Genomic DNA, 18,179 nt, shown 5'->3' with positions numbered 1-18,179 from the left:
TAGTATATTTGCTTTTACACAATTTGAAACGGGGTGTTTTTCCGATGATTAAAATGGATGAAATTGTGAGTAAAATTTATAACGCTCACGAAACAAAGCAGCCAATTGAATTTATCCGCCACGATTATAAGTTGGACGAAGAGACCGCTTATTTCGTGCAGGAAGAACTCATTAAGAGAAAAATCGACTTACATAACGCTGAAATTGCCGGCTATAAGATCAGTATGACGAGTGCTGAAACGCAAGCAATCGCCAAAACGGATGAACCGGCATACGGCACACTACTTTCAACACATATTCAATATAGCGGAGATACGATTGAGCTTTCTTCATTATTTGATCCGTTGATTGAACCGGAAATCATGTTTATTTTGCAAGGAGATTTGTCACCGAATGCGAGTGAAGAGGAAATCATTCGGAACAGCAAAGTTTGTGCAGGCATCGAAATTCCGGATGCCCGTTATATCGACTGGTTCCCGAATTTCTCTTTAGCGGACCTGCTTTGCGATAATACTGCGACTGGACTTGTCGTTTTATCCGACCCGATTGAACCGTTGACGTTCAACCAATTTGAAGACATTGAAATGGAGCTGTTTCATGACGGTGAAAAGATTAGCGAAGGCCTTTCTTCAGCCGTACTCGGCAATCCCGTGTCTTCTGTCGCTTGGCTATCTGGGAAACTATCGAAGAAAGATATAGTACTGCGGAAAGGCATGGTCATCTCTTCGGGGACTTTCATTTCACCGCTCAACGCAGAGGAAGGAACGTATAAAGTCACGTATTCGTCAATTGGCGAGGTTGAAATTACGTTCGTGTGAATGAAATGCCGCAAATATCCCGTGACGATTGACTTAGTCAAATCTAATCATTATTCGGATCGCCTGAAACTATAACGACCCTCCCCCGTATACTCAACTACTAATCAATTTTGTATACACAGAAAGGGGATGCATGATGAGATCAGCGAATCCGAGTTTAGGGGAAGATACGTTTAAGGGGCTGCGGGCAGACGACGGGATGTCGATGACCATTCAAGGGACTGTGAACAAGACGTTCATCCTGTTTTTATTGCTATGTGCGACTGCCGTTTTTACGTGGCATCAGTATTTTGCAGGGAACGATATTCAGGCGCTCGTCTGGATTGGTCTTGGCGGCGGGTTTGTCGTTGCACTCGTTACGATTTTCGTGAAAAAGGTGGCTCCTTACACGGCTCCGCTTTATGCGCTTTTGGAAGGCTTGGCGATCGGCGGGATTTCGGCGATGTTCGAATCCCAGTTTGAGGGGATTACGACGCAGGCGATTCTGTTGACGCTTGGGACTCTGTTTTCACTGTTGCTCGCGTACCGGTCGGGATTCATCAAGGTGACGGAGAACTTCAAGCTGGGAGTAGTCGCTGCGACAGGGGCCATCTTCTTTGTGTACTTGGCCGATTTCGTTCTCCGCTTCTTCGGCATGGAAGTTCCGTTCATTCATGAAACGGGGCTCGTAGGCATTCTGATTTCGGTCGCAATCGTTGTTGTTGCGGCATTAAATCTTGTGCTCGATTTTGATTTCATCGAAAAAGGAGCGGAGCAGCAGGCGCCCAAGTATATGGAATGGTACAGCGCGTTCGGTCTGATGGTGACGCTTGTGTGGCTGTATTTTGAGATTTTGCGGCTGCTGTCGAAGTTGCGGAGTAATAAATAGGAGAGAACCCAGACCTTTGTTGGTTTGGGTTCTTAGAAATCTGGTGCCTGTGCATCACACATTTATGACAATTCATTATTAGTTATAGTTATACAGAAAGAAGCCAACCAAATGTTTATATGGTTGGCTTCTGTTTTTATTTCATTCAATTGTATTGCATAATCTGAATTGTTTGCTGCACAGGCACCCAAACAAGCGACAGTTCCTTCCTTATTTATTCATCCAACGTCAACAGCGCGACGAGTTCCACATGCACGGTGTGCGGGAAGAGGTCGACCGGCTGCACGCTTTGGAGGGTGTAGCCGAATTGCAGTAATTCCGCTGAATCCGTTGCGAATGTGTCCGGGTTGCATGATACGTAGACGATCCGCTTCGGCTGAGCGCGGCCGATCCGGCGCATCACTTTGCCGCCAGCACCGCTCCGTGGCGGGTCAATCAATAACATATCTGCCAAGCCCCAGCTTTCGTGTATTTCATCGATTCCTTTACGTGCATCGCGTGCAAGGAATGTCGTGTTATGCAAATCATTGTCTACCGCGTTCCGTTTTGCGGATTCAATCGACGTCTCGACAATTTCAATGCCGGCCAATTCCTTCACGCGCGCAGCAAACGGCAAGGAGAATGTCCCGACGCCACAAAACAGGTCGATCATTTTTTCGTCTTCCTGCGGCTTGCCCATTTCCAGTGCAAGCTCAACTAGTTTCTGTGCTTGGACAGGGTTCGTCTGGAAGAATGTATCGAACCAAAGACGGTAGCGATACCCAGCCATTTCATCATAGATGAAGTCTCGGCCGGCCAATACGAATGTCTCTTCGGATTGTGTGCGGTCCGCCAAATCCGTGTTCACAAGCCACATGAGGCTTTTCACGTTCGGATAGTTCTTCGTGATCCGTTCAATCAAGTTTTCCGCTGCAGCCGCCAAATTACCGGCAGGCGCTTCCGTCGCAAACAATGCAAGCATAATTTCGCCTGTTTCAAACGACTCACGAACCATCAAATGGCGCAGCAGACCTTCACGCGTATCTTTGTTGTAGCCTGGCAGGCCAAACTCCTTCACCCACTCGCTCACTTCCATCGTCGCGTCGACCATATTCCTGCCTGCGATCAGGCATGTTTCAAGCGGGATGATGTTACGGAAATTCCCTTGTTCATGCAGCCCGAGGTTCCCTTCAGACGAAAAGGTGAATTCCATTTTATTTCGATAGTGCCAATGCTCGTCCATGCCGATTGTGTCCTGGACAAGCTCCGGATTCATTCCCACGCTTTCCAACGCTTTCTTCACATGATCCGTCTTATGCTTCAGCTGGCCATCGTAGCTCCAATGCTGCCAGACACAGCCGCCACATAGCTCAAAATGCGGGCAAGGCGCCTCGATACGGTCCGGATTCGCGACTAATATCTCTTCAGGCATAACCTTACTCCATCTCAAGGTCGGATCCTCCACAGTAACTTGCACGGTCTCTCCCGGCAATGTTTGCGGAACGACGAGCTTCAACTTTCTCTTGTTGCCCAATTCATTCTCACGCCAAATTGCTGCCTGCCCATTTCCTTTTCTGTCCAAGTGGTCAATTTCCGCAACCATTTTTTCTCCTATGATAACGGTCAAGTGATGATTCCCCTTTCAAGATTTTCTTCATCTATAGTACGGCTACCGTCAAACGGCTCGCCTGTTTCTTCAACTGTCCTATTATAACGGAATTTGAGCGGAATGAAAATGAATCTTCATTCCACAAAAACCAGGTGCCTGTGCACCACACATTTATGACAATTCATCCAAATCTATATACATGCATGATTACGTCATTGTAATGCCGATACGATCGGATTCTAAATTTATTTTATGCAATTGTAGTGTATTATCTGAATTGCGTGCTGCACAGGCACCCAAACAATTCCGGAACCTTTCCTCAACCAAGCCGTATAAATGGGTATGTCCATCAGCTTAATGAGAGGAGGTTTTTACCGTGGCATTATTGGATACTTATTCCCAATACATAAGAGCGGTGCGCCTGAAGCAGGAAGAAATACCGCATGGCACTTTCCCGTTCACTCTTCCCTTCGTCCGGAATTTGCACGAATTGGAGCTTCATCCGAATATAACGTATGTGATTGGTGAAAACGGAATGGGAAAGTCTACGTTGCTGGAGGGGATTGCAATTGCATATGGATTCAATCCGGAAGGAGGAACGTTGAATTTCAACTTTTCCAGTTTTGATTCCCACTCGGAGCTCGATGCGTATATTCGCCTCGTAAAGGGGACCGAACGCCCGCGGAATCATTTCTTTTTCCGGGCAGAGACGTTTTACAATATGGCGACGAACATCGAACAGCTTGACCAGGAGCCATACGGACCGAGGATCATCGATTCCTTCGGAGGCACATCCCTCCACGAGCAATCGCATGGTGAATCCTTTTTCGCCGTATTCAGGGAGCGTTTCAGAGGGAACGGGTTGTATATTTTGGATGAACCCGAAGCCGCCCTGTCCCCTCTCCGCCAAATGTCATTGTTAGCGCGGATTAACGAACTCGTCAAGGAAGGGTCCCAGTTCATCATCTCCACCCACTCGCCGATCATCATGGCTCACCCGCACTCCAAAATCGTTCAGATCACGGAAGACGGAATCCATGAAACGACGTTGGAGGAAACGGACCATTACTCCATCATGAAGCAGTTTTTCGACGACCGGGACCGTTTGTTGCACCATCTTTTTCTAGATGAGTAGTGGCGAACAAATAGAAAACGACCGGATTACCAGAATCCGGTCGTTTTCTATTCTACCACTAGACAACCTACCCGCCATAAACACTTTCACATGTCCCTGCGATCGGTTCATAAAAACAATGAAGTTTAAATTGGCCAGTAAAAGGTTGGTTGTACCACGTTGGAGGACAAGGACCAAATGGATTGAAGTACCAAAGGGCAAATTTTGCTGGATGTTGTCTCCAATTTTCCAAGTTCCGTCTTGCTAGTCTTCTTTCAGTTTCCCTCGCTCGTTGATAGAATAAATTCCCCTTTTGAACAGCTTCAAAAGAATAATTTCCTCCTTGCACTTGAAAAATGACGTCATTAATTGTTCTTACATCTCGAAAGTCTAAACAATCTGCAACAGCGCGGTTAACAATTACATTGCCAACATATAGCATCCCCTGTTGTCCTTCACCCTCGGCTTCGGCTCTCATCATCCGTGCCATTAAACTGACGTCGTTATCCCGGTATTTAACTCTTGGCATTTATCCACCTCAAATATATTGTATGAGAGAAGGCCTGGACTAATGTCATTTTTCACGAAATAAGAATGCAGATGTAAAAGCTAATTCAGCGAACTTCATTTTGCTTCTTACTGCTAAGATATGGATTTTCCACCCACGGACCAACCGTCGAAAGTCTCGTCAGCTGCTTCGCCATGTAGGCCGGTGTGTAAGGCATATCGTTCTTCAGCCACCAAATGATGACGCCCAAATAGGCTGATGTAATATAGGCAATCGACATATCCGCCGGCACATTGAATTCGATTTTATCTTCAATCATATACTGCGTCCCTCTCTCTACCAATGTTTCAATGATTTCTCTGACAGACTCGGTGAAGTAGGGTACTTTTTCTTGGACGAGCATGACAGTATAAAAGCGTTTTTGTTCAATCATTTTAGTAAACAACCGAATGAAGATCGGGTGCGGATTATCACTGACGTATTTGAATTCAATCTCTTTCACTCGCACGCTGTTCCTTAAATATTGCAAAGCCTCGTCTAGCATCTGCTCCAGCAATTCATCTTTATCGTAGTAATGCAAGTAGAATGTTGCCCTATTTAAGGTCGACCTTTCGGCAATCTCCCTTACCGAGATCTTTTTATAATCTTTTTCCTCCATAAGCCCCAATAACGCTTCCTCGAACATTCCCCTAGTCCGGATTACTCTTGGATCTGTTTTTGTAGACAATTCATCTCCCCCTGTCGATTAACGATCTCTGTCATAGACACTCCCGGTGATTGTGACAACAACTCAACACTTGGTCGCAATGTGATTATTGTAACAACTATGAATTCAATTATAATTATATAAGACAACACCGTGTCAATAAAGTAAATTTTTTCATTCCAATGAAAGCGCTTCTAAATGATAAGGGGGTTATTAAAATGATTATGAAGAATGACGTGAAGTGGGATGCGGTAACAGATGTGGTCGTTTTAGGCAGTGGGGGCGCTGCGTTAACAACAGCTATCCTCGCCCATGATCAAGGTGCAGAAGTGGTCATCTTTGAAAAATCAGACCAGATTGGTGGTACGACAGCTTTTTCCGGCGGCATTCCTTGGATTCCGAATAACCGTTATATGAGAGAGCTTGGTTTGGAAGATTCCCATGAAGAAGCGAAAATGTATATTACAAAACTGACGCATGGCAAAGAGCCCGATCCGGAATTGATTGATGTATATATCGAAAATGGTGCAAAGATGATTGACTATCTTCACGAGCATACTCCAGTGAGATTTGCGGTCCCTAAAGGGTATGGCGACTATTATGCAAACTTGCCTGGGGGCAAAAAGGAAGGCCGTTCACTCGACCCCCTTCCGTTTCCTTTGAACGATTTAGGGGAATGGTCAGAGAGAATCAGAAGAAACCCGATCTTCCCTCCATTGACTCTGGAAGAAGGCGGGGCTGCCGATCCGGGAGATATTGACTTCACTATTGTTGCAACTCGGATGGAGAACAACATTACGACAATGGGACGGGCTTTGGCTGGCAGTCTTTTTAAAGCGGTTTTAGATCGCGGCATTCAAACACTCACTTCCACACCTGGAAAGGAACTCGTGATGAATGATGAAGGAGCTGTCATTGGAATCCGGGCAGAAAAAGAGGATGGGGCAGACATTTTCATAGGTGCACGAAAAGGCGTCATGATTGCCTCCGGTGGATTTGAATGGAACAAAGAGCTTGTCCGTTCATTCCTAAAAGGGGCGATTACGCACCCGCAATCACCTTCCCACAATGAAGGAGACGGGTTGATCATGGCGATGGAAGCAGGAGCAGCACTAGCCAACATGAGTGAAGCTTGGTGGTCACCGGCATTCGTTGACCCGACCATTGAATACGAAGGAAAAGTTTACAATCAAATCGACTCGCAAGCACGGACAATGGCGAATTCGATACTTGTCAATAAACACGGGAAACGCTTTGTGAATGAAGGTTCGACTTATATGGATCTCCCAAAATCATTTTACACATATGATCAAAACTCACAATCATTGCCGAATGAGTCTGGAGTATGGATGATTTTTGATCAGAAGCTGAAAGACCGCGCGTTGATCGTTACGATGGCACCTGGTGAAAACGCACCGGACTGGGTTGCGCAAGCCAACAGCATTCGGGAGCTCGCTGAAAAGATCGGAGTCGAACCGGATCAGCTTGAGGCAACAGTCGAGCGTTTTAATAAGCATGCTGTTCACCATGAAGATCCCGATTTCAATCGCGGAACGTTGCACTTTGAAAATTTCGCGACGAGATTCCAAGGCCGTGAAGCGATGATTGGACCCATTGAAAAAGGGCCATTTTACGCATTACCGGTTCACGCAGGATCGCTCGGCACCAATGGCGGACCGCGCATTAATGCACATGGACAAGTCATCAGTTTACGTGGAGAAGTCATTCCAGGACTCTATGCTGCAGGCAACGCAGCGATGGGCATATTGGGCGGCGCATACCCGGGCGCAGGCGGCACAATCGGACCGGCTTTGACATTCGGTTATTTGGCTGGGATGCATATTGGCAGCGCACCAGCGCGTACTATAAGCAGCGAAGAGATTGTTTTAGCATAATAAAGGAGGAATAAGAAAATGCCTAGCGGAACACATACGACAGAATTGGACATCCCGATTGAAAAGGTATGGGATTTTGTAAGTGACATGAACAGGTGGGCACCCCTCGTCCCAGGATATATTGAACATGAGATTTTGAATGACAAGCAATCCACGTGGACGTTTAAAGGCGACATCGGCATTATGCAAAAGACCGTGAAGCTGCAAATCGACATTACGGAATGGAGCGAGCCTTCACTCGTCACATTCGACTTGACGGGATTGAATGAAAACTTCGCGGGCAACGGTTATTTTAAAGCTGTCGCCATCTCGGACTCAAAAACCGAAATGATCGGGAACTTGGACATCACCGCTAAAGGGGTAATGGGACCGATGGTGAACGCAATCTTAAAGTCATTCGTCCCCAAAACAGCAGCAGACTTAACAAGAGCCATTGCAGAGGAAATTACGAGTATTGAGTTGAAGAGAATTTAAACGCAAAACCGGTGCCCCCAAAAACCGGTGCCTGTGCACCACACATTTATGACAATTCATGAAAAGTTATATAAATACAGCAAGAAGCCAACCGAGTATTGATACGGTTGGCTTCTTAATTTATTTTATACAATTGTAGTGTGTTTACTGAATAGTGTGATGCACAGGCACCCACACAATTCTCACACAATTACACTTTACTTACGACAATCTCTTCATCCACTACGTCAACGTGGACTTTTTCAATCTCGTCTTCTTCCAAAATGAGGTCTGTTAATGGGTCTTCGATTTTGTCTTGGATGACTCTGCGAAGTGGTCGTGCTCCGAAACGTTTGTCGTAGCCGAGCTTCACCAATTCCCGTTTCGCTTCTGGAGAGATGGAGATTGCGATGTCGTTTTCTTCAATTGCTTCTTCCAAATCAACGAGCATCAAGTCGACGATTTCGAGTAGATTGTCTTCTGTCAATTCGTTGAACGACACGATCGCATCGAATCGGTTCAGGAATTCAGGTTTGAAGTAGTCTCCAAGTGACTCCAGCGTGGATACGGATTCATGTGCGGTTTGATTAAATCCGACACTTACTTTCTTGTCCCCTGTTCCGGCGTTGCTTGTCATAATGATGACCGTGTCTTTGAAGCTCACTGTCCGGCCGTGCGAATCAGTCAATCGACCATCTTCCATAATTTGAAGGAACATATGCTGAACGTCAGGGTGCGCTTTTTCAATTTCATCAAGCAGCAAAATCGAATAAGGTTTGCGGCGGACTTGTTCCGTTAATTGGCCTGCTTCTTCGTGACCTACGTAGCCTGGAGGGGAGCCGATGATTTTGGACACGGCATGTTTCTCCATGTATTCACTCATGTCGAGGCGAATTAACGTGTCACGGGAACCGAATAGCTCTTCCGCCAATACTTTCGTAATTTCAGTTTTACCGACACCCGTAGGACCGACGAATAGGAACGATCCGATTGGACGAGTCTTCGATTTTAATCCTGCACGGCTTCGACGGATTGCTTTCGCGATTTTATCAACCGCTTCTTGTTGTCCAATTACTTTCGTACGTAAATTTTCTGCAAGGTCGTTCATTTTCGCTTGTTCCGATGCTTGCAGTTTCGTCACTGGAATGCCTGTCTTTTCTTCTACAATTTCCTCAATCTCTTCGACAGTCACTTCAATGAAGGATTTCCCGCCTTGTTGGGCTTCTTCTAATCTTTGACGCAACTGAATTTCTTCTTCGCGCAACGCTGCCGCCTTTTCATAGTCTTCCGCTTCTGCAGCTTGTCCTTTTTCCAGGACGACTTCTTCCAACCGTTTTTCGATTGAATCTGCATCTGCAGAAGAGTGTTTAAGATTCAAGCGTGCCCCTACTTCATCCATTAAATCAATTGCCTTGTCCGGCAAGAACCGGTCTTGGATATAGCGTTGTGATAACGTGACAAATGCTCGAATCGCTTCATCCGAATAACGCACTTCATGGAACGCTTCATAGCGGTCTCTAATTCCGTTCAAGATCGTAATGGCGTCTTCCATAGAAGGCTCTTTTACGATGATTGGCTGGAAGCGGCGTTCAAGCGCAGCATCTTTTTCAATTTGACGATATTCTTTCAACGTCGTTGCCCCGATGAGCTGCATGCTACCACGCGCCAATGCTGGTTTCAGGATATTCCCTGCATCCATTTTGGAGCCTTCCGTTGAACCCGCCCCGACGAGAAGATGGATTTCATCAATGAACACGATGACATCTTTCCGATTTTCAATCTCCTCAATCAATTGTTTCATCCGCTCTTCGAATTGACCGCGGATTCCGGTATTCGTCACTAGTGAAGCGACATCTAACACGTAAACTTGTTTGTTCAACAGTTTCGCCGGGACATCGCCTTCATAAATTTTTACTGCAAGTCCTTCTGCAATCGCTGTTTTACCGACACCAGGCTCCCCGATGAGCACCGGATTGTTTTTGTTTCTTCTATTTAACGTCTCAATAACACGTTTCACTTCTTGATCGCGGCCGATGACCGGGTCGATTTTACCTTCCTTCGCATCATTCGAAATGTTTTTGCCAAGTTGGTCCAACAACCCGTTGCCTTGATTTCCATCGACTTCCCTAACTTGCGTATGAGCTTGAGGGTTACCATTCGCTTGGAAAAACTGATTTGCATCCTGACCAAAGGATGGCAACTTCATCTGCCCCTGAACTTCTTGGAAACATGTATGACATAAATTTATCTGCATTCGTTGATGATTCACTTGAAGGCGAAAGCTCATTGTCGCTTCGTTCTTACCACAATTTTGACATTTCATAAGCCATTTCCTCCTTTTCGTTCTCATTCATTTATGTTATCTGACCTTGACTATCTTTGACTTATATACTTATTATACACTGACCTTCTTTGACTTTCAACATTTTTGTTTGATGTACAACAAACAACATCGCAAATTTGGACAAGATGACAGCCTTCCCTTTCCCTATAATCAGGTGGAGGGGGATAATCATGAGTACTTATACCAGAAAAGATCCGTATTTAGTTTACTTGTTCACTTGCTTCTTATCACAGCTGTTTTTCACATTCATCTTCACGGTGAATTTGTTATACCACGTACAAGTCGTGAAGCTCGATCCGCTCCAGCTCGTTTTGGTAGGAACCGTTTTGGAGCTGACGGTTTTCCTATTCGAAATTCCGACTGGCGTATTAGCCGACCTAAAAAGCCGAAAGCTATCACTCATCATCGGTTATTTCTTAATCGGATTCGGATTCATAATGGAAGGGATTTTCCCTTTATTCGCCACTGTCATCTTCTCGCAAATCGCATGGGGCATCGGGTATACGTTTACGAGCGGTGCGCAGCAGGCGTGGATTGCGGATGAAATCGGGGAAGAACGGGCATCGCTCGCATTCATTAGAGGAGCAAAATTCGGGAAGCTTGGCCAAATCATCGCAATTCCGCTTAGCATCCTAACCGGTTATTTCATGATTAACCTACCGATTATCATCGGGGGCATCTGCATGCTTGGACTCGCGATCTACTTACTGTTTTTCATGGAAGAGAAAAATTTCAAACCATTGCAGACGGGGAAAAGGGTTTCTACGTGGGATAGCATGAAAGGAAATATGAAGAAAATCGTTGTTTATTCCAAAGCGAGTTTCGTTATGAGAATGATGCTTCTGATCGCGTTGTTCATCGGCTTGTACAGCGAAGGATTCGACCGTTTATGGATGACGCACTTCATTGACGTATCCGCTTTGGCTTCACTTTCGAATGAAAAATTGGTTCTCTTCATGGGCGGACTTCAATTCATTGTCGTCCTACTTTCCTTTACGGTGCTTCACTTTATTAACCGAAGTTCAATCCATTCGAATTTGAGGCATATTTACGTTGCGCTATTCATAGGCGCTTCACTACTTATTATTTCTCTCATCGGGTTTGCGTTCTCGGGTCTTGTCGCAAGCTTGCTCGTCTGTTATGTCGTGATCCAAGTGACTAGGCAAGTCATGTACCCATTGGAGGACATTTGGTTGAATAAAATCATTCCTGACTCCTCGACACGGGCAACCTTCTTTTCAGTCAAGGGCCAAGTCGATGCCATCGGTCAAATTGGCGGCGGCCCGATTATTGGTGTGATTGCTACACGATTCGCGGTGAAAACGGCCATCCTTGTAAGTGCATGCTTCATCATGCCCGTATTGTTTTTATACACAGCCGTCATAAAAAAAGACAAAGCGTGAGTCATTCACACTTTGTCTTTTTCTTTGATTGGCACATAAATTTCCATTGTGATTTTCTCATAAATCCAGTCATGGCAACGTTCATCGTAATACTCGAAATCATAGCCTTGCTCATCGACTTCGTAAGACGACTGCGGCAGCCAATCCTCCAATATGAATTTCCACGTCCCTTTTATCGCTGGCACAAACCGCTCTACATCTACTGGGGGAATGGTAAACACTGCATACGTCGAAGGTTTGATGCGCAGCTTCGTCAGCCCTTCTGGAAGCTGCGCATCTTCCTCATCGCAATCGACTGCAAATAAATAAGTGAACGTCCGATTCATTTCTCGATCATTCAGATTTACGCAGTACTCCCCATGTTTTTTCGGGGATAGCTTGTCATACAACATCGTTTCAATCGCCTCTTCCGGCGCGATGCGCTGATCCCAGAATGCAGGGGCATCCCTCGTGTAAAACACGTTATCCATCGTACTTTCATAGGTTTTCCCGGCAATCGTAAAGCCTTCCCTCTGCACGATTTTCGGTTGCATGACGATGCCGCCAACTTCCTTTTGACGCAAGTTCAGCAAATCCAATTTAGGTGGCAATGAAGTCGGGCAATGCAGCCGGTATAGACTTGGTGGACTTCCAAAAACCCGTTTAAACGCTTTCGTAAAACCGGAATGGGTTTCAAATCCATAGTCCAAAGCGATTTCAATCACTTTTTTCCCGTTCACCAACTCATATAACGCGTACTGCAACTTCCTTTTCACGACATAATCCATAACGGTATAGCCGATATGCTGATGAAACATCCGATAGAAATGGAAGGGAGAATATCCGGTCGCTTTCGCCAGTTCCTCAGGTTGAATTTCTTCCTTTATATGTTCTTCTATATAGTCGATGACCTTTTGCAATAAATGGATCTGTTGAATTGAAAACGCCCGCCTTTATGATCTGTCTTTTAGTCATGACTTCTTTTTCATTCGTTCCGCCACTTGTCGTGATTGTGGGTTTTCTTCGTTTTGTAGTTGCTCAATGATGTTTGCATAATCCATTTCATTTCGGTTCTGGCTTAATTTATAGGCAGCCTGGGCCTCCTCCACCTTTATCTTGAATCCAACAATGCCTTTCAGTTCACTTTCAAGAAGCTTCGGGGAAAGTGTTTCCCATAACACTGGTTTTTCGCGATGTCCCTCATATTTTTCAAGCATCCTCTTCAAGTCTTCTACTAATTCTTCTCTTGGTAGAATGCTCGCCTTCCCGTAAAGATGGACTGATTGGTAATTCCACGTCGGAACATTTTCACTCGAGTACCACGAAGAAGAAACATACGCATGTGGCCCCTGAAACATGACAAGGGCTTCCTCGCACGTTTCAAACGTCCTCCACTGCGGATTGCCATAAGCCATATGCCCTGTAATATACCAATCATCGTCTTTTTCACGAAACCCGAAAGGCAAATGCGTCGCAATCGGTCTCCCCTTTTTCGTCGTCACAAGCGTTCCAAAGGAATTTCCCTGGATGAACCCCTTGATTTCCTCGACATCAGTAACCTTAAAGTATTTTGGAATATACATAGAAAAATCCCCCATTTCTCTCGTTAATTATTCCAAGTTTCCGTCATTTACACAAGGCATAATTGGTTGGTCGACATTAATTGATTGGTGCCAATTGATTGGTGCCTGTGCGCCAACCAATTATGACTATTCACTAATAATTGTATTAATGCAAAAAGAAATCAACCCACTATTGAATCGGTTGATTTCTTTATTTTTTTTATGCATTTGTAGTGTATAGTCTGAATTGTGTCATGCACAGGCACCGGAACTATTCAGAAAGTATCTATGATGGATTTGCCTTTCTCTCTACTATCCCCGTGAAGTTTTTTCTGTAGGAGAACAAGAGATAGCTAATAGCAAGGACAAGCAGGACGGCTAGTGGAAGTAATGAATGATCGAGAAATAGATGGAGTAAAAGAATATTGGTGACAATCGGAGCTAATATTGCAATAGCCAATGGAACGAATCGATTAGATAAAAGTAGAATTCCACATATGATTTCTAATGATTTTTCTGTAATCAATAGATACTTGAATTCAAATAATGCCATTGCTTCCGGACTTGTTGCGATAAACGGCTCCCACCCGAAGATCACGAAATAGCCATTGATGCCCGCGACTAAAAACATGACACCCAAAAAGATCCTGCTACAATGCAATGCCATCTTTGCCAAATCGTCCAGCTCCTTTTCCTCATTCTCTTCTATCCTACGAAAAAGCACACCGGAAAATGAGCAACTCAATTAGTACCTACTTTGACCGTCTTTCGCAAATTGCTGACGTGATTCGCATTGTTCTCCCATTCAGACATCAGCTTCAGTTGCCGATTTTTGAGCTCCTCGTCTGGCTCCGCAATCATCTCGATCCGATTGAATTTCGATTCAAAGATAGCCGCATCCTTCATCTTCTGAAACGCACCAAAGCCCAAATCATCATTTAACAGCCAAACAACTCTCTGGATTTTCGCAAACAGAATCCCACCTGTGCACATCGGACACGGCTCCAACGAACTGTAGAGCGTAAAGGATTTGTTATGTATTTTCGCCTCAAATATAGCTTCGCCCGCATTGCGTATCGCTTCGATTTCCGCATGCGCAGTAGTGTCTTTTATCGTATGTACTCGGTTTCTCCCTTTTGCAATAACGTTGAATTGTTCATCGACAAGTATTGCCCCAACTGGATATGTATTCTCCTCAAGAGCAAGCTCCGCCTCTTCTAGCGCCATTTGAAGGTAAACCTTATCTTGATCCGTAATCATCTTCCATCAACTCCTTTTGTCTATACCTTCTGCACACATCCCCGTAACTCCTTCCTCATGAGACAATCAAAAAAGCCAACCGCAAATGGTTGGCTTTACAACTGATTGCGATTGAGCGGGAGACGGATGGTAAGTATAAACCAACTTCCATTTAACTCTGCATCCATGTTTCCATCCATTTTCTCTATGATCTTCTTAGATAAATAAAGGCCTAACCCGCTTGCTTCGGTGTTCGTTCGACTCGACACTTCCGTATAGAAACGCGTGAAAACTTTTTCCACAGCCACTTTACTATCAGCCTTCACGTCATTTTTTATGATGAAAACAAGATCGCCACCTTCATTCCGATAGCTAATCACCGCTTTGCTCTTCGCATAGCGAAGGATGTTTTGAGCGATGTTTTGGAGGACGCGGATGAGCATGAACTTGTCCGCAATGATTTGCGTGTCTTGCAGTTGTTCGGGAAATTGGAGTTCGATATTCTGTTCCTCAAATTGTTCATAAAACGATAGGAAGATTTCTTCGACGACAGTGGAGAGCGATATGGAGGCTAATGTCATTTCCTTTTGATTCGTCTCAATTCGTGCCAAGTCATAGAAGTGGTCGGTCATGTCAATTAATCGTTTGACGGATTGTTCGATGATTTTTACATAATGCATTCTCTTCGTTTCATCCCGCGTCCCATTTAACAGCTGCACATAGCCGTTGATGGACGTGAGTGGTGTCCGTAAATCATGAGAGAGTCCGGCGATGGATAACTTCACATTCTCTTCCATCTGCTTCGCTTGACGGTTTTTATCTTCAAACGCATCAATCATATGATTCAGTTCATCGACTAATTGCATTAATTCCTTCTCGCGGAAATCGAATGATAGCCGACTGCCAAAACTGGCGTACTTCGGAATCTCCTTCACCTGCTGCCGCAATTTCCGTAGCTCCCGCTTTATAAAATAACTATAAAAAAGAAGCGTGACTGTCAAGAAAGCAAAAACCAATGCCCACATAACAAATCACGCTCCTTTTCATTAATCAAATTTGAAGCCTATGCCCCATATTGTTTTAATATAGTTTGTCTCATTACCATTAAGCTTATTTCTCAAATTACTGATGTGCATATTAATCGTTTTATCGCCATCAAAGTATGGTTCATTCCAGACACTTTCATAAATATTAGCGCGACTGAACACCTTCTTCGGATTCTCGAGGAATAGAAGGAGGATTGCATATTCACGCCCTGTTAAATGGAGCGTTTGGCCATTGACCTTCACTTCACGTGTATCTACATTCACACTGATTTCGTTGTAATGGATCTCTTTCATTCCACTGAAGGAAGCTTTTGCTGCATGGCGCAATTGGATGTTAATCCGGACAAGCAGCTCCTGTACATCGAACGGTTTTGTAATATAATCATCCGCCCCATTCGACAAAAGTTCCAATTTCGATTGTTGGTCATTTTTTGCTGAAATCACCATGACGGGGACGGTTGACTTTTGCCGTAGTTCCTGAAGAAACTCTTCCCCGTTCATCCCTGGGAGCATCAGATCCAAGAGGACAACATCCACTTCGCTTTGTTCAAACAACATTTTCCCTTCAGTCCCTGAATACGCACTCAATGTGTCAAATCCATTCAACGTCAATGCTTCTTTGATTAACGAATGAATTGCGTTATCATCTTCTATAATTAATATCGTTGCGATTGTTATCGACCTACTTTTCCCCGCATTAACGGGCTGTAAGACTCCCACCCTAAGGCGGGAATCAACTGCCCGTAAAAGCCCGATTGGTTCAACTAACAATCAGCGGGGAATGAGCCCCCTGATTGAAGTTTCACTTTACCCCGCATTAACGGGCTGTAAGACTCCCACCTTAAGGCGGGAATCAACTGCCCGTAAAAGCCCGATTGGTTCAACTAACAATCAGTGGGGAATGAGCCCCCTGATTGAAGTTTCACTTTACGTCTGTTCGTGTAAACAAAAGAATTCCTACTGCTGATGATAGCACAATCGTAATGAGGCTGACTAAAATCATCTCAGGGTATTGGGCCACAGTCGCTGGTTGAGCAAAATCCCAGTAAAATAGAAATGTTTGCGAGAACCAATTTGTCATATGCTTAAAATGTTCGGTTTGTTGGAACAGTGACGGAAGAAATCCTGTTGCAATCGTATAAAGAAAACTCCAGATCAATGAAAAACTGCTATTTTTCGTTAGAAAGCTAATCATCACGTAGATAGATACACTAGATAATAGTAATAAGGTGAGCGTACCGAATGTTTTTATAGAATAACTAGTATAATTTGTAATCTCCGCGATGCCACCGAAGCCGAAAGCGATTGAATAGCTGATCATACTAATTAGCGTCAGCCCAATGACACTGACGATGGAAACGGATGCAGCGACAGCAAGTTTAGTTAAATAATAATGCGTGCGGCTCCGACCTAACGACAACGCATTGCGAATTGTTCCATTATGGAACTCTTCACCAATTAAAAAACTAATAAAAGCGCTTAATACAAGCAAAATTGTGAGGCCGTTCTTTTTAATCATTAAAATTGCTGTCGCTCCATTGATAACTGTCTCAATGATTTGGACAGGCTCTTTCCCATTTAGCACCTCGAAATGAAAACTGACGGCTTGCATAATCGGCAGGAAGAATAGAATACCGAGGACAATATATAATTTCTTACTACGAAAAAGCTTTATTCTTTCAGCTGCTAACAGATTAAGCATGAGGGATCCCTCCTGTTACTTGTAAGAAATAATCTTCAAGTTTTTGTCGTGACGTACCGATGCGTGAAACGTCCACATCCCCTACGACCAATGCGCGGTTGATGGCAGCTACATCGTCCAGCTTTTCATAAATATTGATTTCCGTTCCATTGATCACTTCGTAGTCTTTGATTCCGAGCTGATCGAGGATGACGACCGCCTTTTGCGCGTCTGCCGTTTCCAGTTCGATGAATTGACGGGTTTCACGCGCTAACTCTTCCTTCGATAGTTCATTAATGATTTTCCCGTTATGCAAAATACCGTAATGGGTCGCAATCTGCGACAGCTCATCCAATAAGTGACTGGATAGTAAGACAGTCATCCCGCGCTCCGTTACGAGTCGTTGAATGATTTCACGCATTTCAACAATGCCTGAAGGATCGAGACCGTTCGTCGGCTCGTCCAAGATTAGGAATTCAGGGTTCGTAATAAGCGTGGAAGCAATCGCTAACCGTTGGCGCATTCCTAACGAGAAATTCTTCGCTTTTTTATCATTCGTGTGACTGAGGTTCATTAAATGAAGCAATTCTTCAATGTTCCGTTCACTGACCCCGCCATTGGCCGCTTGGACCCTTAAATTCTGACGGGCTGTCAATTCTGGATAAAGCGCAGGCGTTTCAATAGACTGGCCCATTTTACGGCGGGCTTGCTGCAAGCCTTTCATGCTCGTTTCACCAAGTAGTTCGATATTCCCTTCGTCGATTGTAATCAATCCCATAATCGTACGCATGAATGTCGACTTCCCCGCACCGTTCTCCCCAATTAACCCGTAAATCATCCCTCGTTTTATTTCAATCGAAACTTTATCGAGCACTTTTTGTTTCCCATATATCTTAGATACATTCGTCGCTTTTAAAATAGTTTCAGACATACACGATCATCCTTTCAATACTGATAATCTAAGAATAAACGGCA

At 44.6% G+C, this 18,179-nt stretch carries 18 protein-coding genes; 6 read left to right on the top strand and 12 right to left on the bottom strand.

Translation table 11 applies throughout. The annotated features are described in order from the left end of the window. The first annotated feature begins 44 nt into the window (after positions 1-44). Positions 45-818: a 2-keto-4-pentenoate hydratase gene (locus M3152_RS14280; protein ID WP_251696043.1), complete on the top strand. Its 774-nt coding sequence runs from the start codon at positions 45-47 to the stop codon at positions 816-818. 136 nt (positions 819-954) lie between these two features. Further along, entirely contained in the window at positions 955-1,686 is a 732-nt protein-coding gene (locus M3152_RS14275; protein ID WP_251696041.1) for a Bax inhibitor-1/YccA family protein, read from the top strand. A gap of 214 nt (positions 1,687-1,900) precedes the next feature. On the opposite strand, the gene rlmD is transcribed toward M3152_RS14275, so the two are convergent. After that, complete coding sequence (gene rlmD / locus M3152_RS14270; RefSeq protein WP_435371950.1) at positions 1,901-3,268, bottom strand: 23S rRNA (uracil(1939)-C(5))-methyltransferase RlmD; 1,368 nt, start codon at positions 3,266-3,268, stop codon at positions 1,901-1,903. Between the two features lie 382 nt (positions 3,269-3,650). On the opposite strand from rlmD, the gene M3152_RS14265 reads away from it, so the two are divergent. Next, positions 3,651-4,409 (top strand): AAA family ATPase, encoded by a 759-nt coding sequence (locus tag M3152_RS14265; RefSeq protein WP_251696037.1) that lies wholly within the window; start codon positions 3,651-3,653, stop codon positions 4,407-4,409. 67 nt (positions 4,410-4,476) lie between these two features. Here M3152_RS14265 and M3152_RS14260 read toward each other — a convergent pair whose 3' ends face one another. Together M3152_RS14260 and M3152_RS14255 are read right to left on the bottom strand one after the other, a co-directional pair. Then, entirely contained in the window at positions 4,477-4,917 is a 441-nt protein-coding gene (locus tag M3152_RS14260) for a cell wall hydrolase (protein ID WP_251696035.1), read from the bottom strand. Positions 4,918-5,002: 85 nt separating this feature from the next. Continuing rightward, on the bottom strand, positions 5,003-5,623 hold the full coding sequence (locus tag M3152_RS14255; protein WP_251696033.1) for a TetR/AcrR family transcriptional regulator: 621 nt from the start codon (positions 5,621-5,623) through the stop codon (positions 5,003-5,005). Positions 5,624-5,820: 197 nt separating this feature from the next. Here M3152_RS14255 and M3152_RS14250 point away from each other — a divergent pair, with 197 nt between their 5' ends. Together M3152_RS14250 and M3152_RS14245 are read left to right on the top strand one after the other, a co-directional pair. After that, positions 5,821-7,497 (top strand): FAD-dependent oxidoreductase, encoded by a 1,677-nt coding sequence (locus M3152_RS14250; protein ID WP_251696031.1) that lies wholly within the window; start codon positions 5,821-5,823, stop codon positions 7,495-7,497. 18 nt (positions 7,498-7,515) lie between these two features. Continuing rightward, positions 7,516-7,971 (top strand): CoxG family protein, encoded by a 456-nt coding sequence (locus tag M3152_RS14245; RefSeq protein ID WP_251696029.1) that lies wholly within the window; start codon positions 7,516-7,518, stop codon positions 7,969-7,971. A gap of 190 nt (positions 7,972-8,161) precedes the next feature. Here M3152_RS14245 and M3152_RS14240 read toward each other — a convergent pair whose 3' ends face one another. Next, positions 8,162-10,273, bottom strand: a complete 2,112-nt coding sequence (locus M3152_RS14240; protein WP_251696027.1) for an ATP-dependent Clp protease ATP-binding subunit — start codon at positions 10,271-10,273, stop codon at positions 8,162-8,164. Between the two features lie 191 nt (positions 10,274-10,464). Here M3152_RS14240 and M3152_RS14235 point away from each other — a divergent pair, with 191 nt between their 5' ends. Continuing rightward, a complete protein-coding gene (locus M3152_RS14235) occupies positions 10,465-11,697 on the top strand; it encodes an MFS transporter (RefSeq protein ID WP_251696025.1) in 1,233 nt (410 codons plus the stop codon). 5 nt (positions 11,698-11,702) lie between these two features. Here the strand turns inward: M3152_RS14235 and M3152_RS14230 are convergent, their stop codons facing one another. The 8 genes from M3152_RS14230 to M3152_RS14195 all read right to left on the bottom strand — a co-directional run bounded on the left by M3152_RS14230 (position 11,703) and on the right by M3152_RS14195 (position 18,135). Beyond that, on the bottom strand, positions 11,703-12,596 hold the full coding sequence (locus M3152_RS14230; RefSeq protein ID WP_251696024.1) for an AraC family transcriptional regulator: 894 nt from the start codon (positions 12,594-12,596) through the stop codon (positions 11,703-11,705). Positions 12,597-12,647: 51 nt separating this feature from the next. Next, positions 12,648-13,259, bottom strand: a complete 612-nt coding sequence (locus M3152_RS14225; RefSeq protein WP_251696023.1) for an FMN-binding negative transcriptional regulator — start codon at positions 13,257-13,259, stop codon at positions 12,648-12,650. Between the two features lie 265 nt (positions 13,260-13,524). Further along, positions 13,525-13,905 (bottom strand): DoxX family membrane protein, encoded by a 381-nt coding sequence (locus tag M3152_RS14220; RefSeq protein WP_251696366.1) that lies wholly within the window; start codon positions 13,903-13,905, stop codon positions 13,525-13,527. A gap of 74 nt (positions 13,906-13,979) precedes the next feature. Continuing rightward, positions 13,980-14,498, bottom strand: a complete 519-nt coding sequence (locus M3152_RS14215; protein ID WP_251696021.1) for a nucleoside deaminase — start codon at positions 14,496-14,498, stop codon at positions 13,980-13,982. Between the two features lie 95 nt (positions 14,499-14,593). After that, positions 14,594-15,502: a sensor histidine kinase gene (locus M3152_RS14210; RefSeq protein ID WP_251696019.1), complete on the bottom strand. Its 909-nt coding sequence runs from the start codon at positions 15,500-15,502 to the stop codon at positions 14,594-14,596. A gap of 21 nt (positions 15,503-15,523) precedes the next feature. Further along, positions 15,524-16,294 (bottom strand): response regulator transcription factor, encoded by a 771-nt coding sequence (locus M3152_RS14205; protein WP_251696017.1) that lies wholly within the window; start codon positions 16,292-16,294, stop codon positions 15,524-15,526. A gap of 151 nt (positions 16,295-16,445) precedes the next feature. Beyond that, a complete protein-coding gene (locus tag M3152_RS14200; RefSeq protein WP_251696015.1) occupies positions 16,446-17,225 on the bottom strand; it encodes an ABC transporter permease in 780 nt (259 codons plus the stop codon). After that, a complete protein-coding gene (locus M3152_RS14195) occupies positions 17,218-18,135 on the bottom strand; it encodes an ATP-binding cassette domain-containing protein (protein ID WP_251696013.1) in 918 nt (305 codons plus the stop codon). The genes M3152_RS14200 and M3152_RS14195 overlap by 8 nt, the downstream gene beginning before the upstream one ends. Between the last annotated feature and the right edge of the window lie 44 nt (positions 18,136-18,179).

Origin of the sequence: Sporosarcina luteola (genome assembly GCF_023715245.1) — a bacterium.
GTDB classification, from domain to species: Bacteria; Bacillota; Bacilli; order Bacillales_A; family Planococcaceae; genus Sporosarcina; species Sporosarcina luteola_C.
This window is presented reverse-complemented; position numbering and strand designations above follow the sequence as displayed.